The organism is Brachyspira catarrhinii, from assembly GCF_005518285.1.
GTDB lineage: Bacteria > Spirochaetota > Brachyspiria > Brachyspirales > Brachyspiraceae > Brachyspira > Brachyspira catarrhinii.
The window spans coordinates 1-3082 of the sequence record NZ_SJDU01000283.1; the positions used below are offsets into that span (position 1 = coordinate 1).

The following is a 3082-nucleotide window of genomic DNA, read 5'->3' on the forward strand; positions in this document are numbered from 1 at the left end:
TAACAGACGATGAAATATCAGAAAATATAGACCATAACGAAATAAAAGAATTGATAAAACAATATCAATATGATTTAAGATAAAATTATTTTGGAGATAGTAAAAATGTTTAGTAAAGAAAAGTATGAAATCAAAGGCAAAAAATTTGCAAATTTAGTAAACGAATGGAGTAATGAATATACTTCCGCTATGTCAATCGAACAAAAATGTTTTTTAATGGAAATTATTAACGATAAAAAGATGCAAAATGTTTTAGAAATTGGCGTATTTATGGGAGTAACTTCCGTATGCATATTAAAATCGGGATTATCGGTAAATAATAAATTTCAATTATATGGAATTGATAATAATAACGATAAAATTATAGGCTCTGCCGTAAACGGATTATGCTCCGATAAGGAAAAAGAACATTATCATTTATACGCTGGTTATGATATATTTGATATAGAAAATATAGCTCCACAAAATATAAAATTCGATTTGGTTATTATAGACGCGGGACATTCGCATCCTTTCCCGTTATTCGATTTAATATTTTCAATACCGTATATGCATAACGACACGATAATAATATTGCATGATGTTATAGATTATATGAGACCTAACGCTTGGGGAGAAAGTTTTATTTTTGAGGCTTGGACTTACGAAAAGTATAGAGTTTATGATTATGATAACAATATGTTTTCAAATATGGGATGTATAAAATTGCATAATGACAACGCTCAATTATTAAAAAATATAGAATTAATAGCGAAAATACCGTTAAGAGCAAATCCGTGGGCGGTAAATAATAATTATAACGGCATTAAAAATATTTCGGACAAAGCGGATAGGAATTTTGGATTAGGTTTTTCTTTAATAGAAATAGATAAATTATCGAAGTATATGAATAAACATTATTCTACCGAATTTTCAAAAAATATTTACGAAATATTAAAAACTAATTATAACGAATATATGAATAATTGTTTTTTACATATTCAAGAAACTCGATTTTTTAATTATTTATTTGAAGCCAATATTTATAATCAAAATAAAATAAACAATTTTGAAAATAGAATAAATATTCTTGAAAATAAATTTAATGATATAAAAATTAAAAATAAAAAATCGAATAATTTAATCGATAAAATAGCATGGTGGATACCCGTTAGAAAATGGAGAGATAATTTTAGAAATAAATTCTTTGATAAATTCATAGTGGGGGGGGGTAAATAATGGCTTTAAATTATATATCTTCTCAATTTCAGATTAAATTTAAAAAGATGTGTAAATTATATAAATCAAATATAAAATGTCAAAATATATTCTAATTTTATATTGACTTTATTTAATTCTTATAGTATGGTTTTAATTATAATAAAAACATATTTATTTTGGAGGAATATATGCCAAGTTTTGCAAATCCTTTTAACGCAAATGTTCAAAGAAAGGTAAACAAGGAAGAATTGATTCAGGCTATAAGATTGGATATAGCTGGAGAATTGGAAGCGATTTATTTATATGACGCTCATGTTATGGCTACGGACGACCCCGTTGCAAAAGCCGTATTAAGCGATATAAGAGACGAGGAAAAGGCGCATGTCGGAGAATTAATGGCTCTTTTAAGACATCTGGACCCAAAAGAAGCGGAACATTTTGAATCGGGAGAATTGGAAGTAAAAGAACTTATGGAAGAACTTGGCATAAAAGAACCCAATTTATCGGGACTTACGGTAGGAAGTTTGAAAAATAAATAATTTTAAGGAGGAATATATGGATTATTTGGCAAGAGAAAGTTCGCCTTTTGAAAATAGTTTTTGGAAAGACATAGATAAAACCGTTATAGAAACGGCAAGTAGAACTTTAATAGGAAGAAGATTTTTGAATATTTACGGACCTTTAGGCGCGGGAGCTATAAGCGTCCAATACGATAAAAACGACAGAGAAGAAGTTTTTGAAAACGGAATAGTTAAAACTTCTGGAAGAAAATCTGTGGAAATTCCGCAATTATACGAAGATTTTACGCTTTTATGGAGAGATATAGAAAGCAATGAAAATAATAAAACTCCTTTGGATTTATCAGTCGCGTCTATGGCGTCTCAAAATTTGGCGAATAGAGAAGACAAATTAATATTTTACGGAAGCGAATCTTTGGGAATTGACGGAATTTTAAATTCAAAAGGAACGCAAAAATTAAAATTAAGCGATTGGGCTTCTGGAGAAAATCCTTATAAGGATATAGTCAAAGCAATAAATATGATTATGGAAAAAGGAATAGTCGGAAAAATCGTTTTATGTTTAAGCAGAAGTTTATATTTCGATTTGCAAAGAATACAGGAAGGAACGGGAATGACGGAAGCTCAAAGAATTTCAAGTATGATTGGAAATTTATTCAATGTTTCAGTTATAAAAGACAAGAAAGCGGCGGTAATATGTGCGGAACCTCAATATATAGATTTGGCTATAGGAGTGGATATGTCTACAGCGTATTTGGAACAAAAAGATTTAAATCATAGTTTTAGAATAATGGAAACGATTTTGCCGAGAATAAAAGAACCGAACGCTATAGTCGTTTTGGAATAATAAAAAAGCATTGTCATTGCGAGGTTTTGAGGCTAGACTAAAGCCCACACGCTAAAGCGGGCAGTTGCCGAGTGAAGCCCGCTGTTAGCGAAAATGTGAAACAATCCAAATTTAGAATTCGTTAACTTTCCAAATAACAATGTGGCTGTCGCTTCGGCTTACAGCCCACAGAGTGTGCGTCCCTGTGGGAAGCCCATTGTGTTAACAATTCAAAAATAAGCACGCAAGGGGTTGCAACCCATTGTTATATATAGAGATTGCTTCGGCAGTAGCCTCGCAATGACTATTTTAATTTTGTCATTGCGAACGAAGTGAAGCAATCTATAAAGTTTGGATTGCCACGCCTCACGCTGTGTGCCTTACGGCATCGGCTCGCAATGACTAATAAAAACAACGAACTGCAAATAAAAACGGACAAGGTTTTATTCCCTGCCCGTTCAAGTGTGAATTAGAATTATATTATTATTAAAGAAAAAGATTTTTCCTTACGCTTTCGGTCCAAATCTAAATCCTAATT

General features: G+C 31.0%; 3 protein-coding genes. All 3 read left to right on the plus strand.

The genetic code is table 11. The features are described 5' to 3' along the window. The first annotated feature begins 105 nt into the window (after window positions 1-105). The 3 genes from EZH24_RS09400 (at window position 106) to EZH24_RS09410 (ending at window position 2565) form a co-directional block, all read left to right on the plus strand. Window positions 106-1218 (plus strand): class I SAM-dependent methyltransferase, encoded by a 1113-nt coding sequence (locus EZH24_RS09400; RefSeq protein ID WP_137998898.1) that lies wholly within the window; start codon window positions 106-108, stop codon window positions 1216-1218. Window positions 1219-1388: 170 nt separating this feature from the next. Further along, on the plus strand, window positions 1389-1739 hold the full coding sequence (locus EZH24_RS09405; protein WP_137998899.1) for a demethoxyubiquinone hydroxylase family protein: 351 nt from the start codon (window positions 1389-1391) through the stop codon (window positions 1737-1739). 16 nt (window positions 1740-1755) lie between these two features. Continuing rightward, window positions 1756-2565: a family 1 encapsulin nanocompartment shell protein gene (locus EZH24_RS09410; protein ID WP_137998900.1), complete on the plus strand. Its 810-nt coding sequence runs from the start codon at window positions 1756-1758 to the stop codon at window positions 2563-2565. The last annotated feature ends 517 nt before the right edge of the window (window positions 2566-3082 follow it).

Excerpts from the sequence above, each read along its gene's own strand:
- EZH24_RS09410 (WP_137998900.1), top strand. The coding sequence starts at position 1,756 with ATGGATTATTTGGCAAGAGAAAGTTCGCCTTTTGAAAATAGTTTTTGG.
- EZH24_RS09400 (WP_137998898.1), top strand. The coding sequence starts at position 106 with ATGTTTAGTAAAGAAAAGTATGAAATCAAAGGCAAAAAATTTGCAAAT.
- EZH24_RS09405 (WP_137998899.1), top strand. The coding sequence starts at position 1,389 with ATGCCAAGTTTTGCAAATCCTTTTAACGCAAATGTTCAAAGAAAGGTA.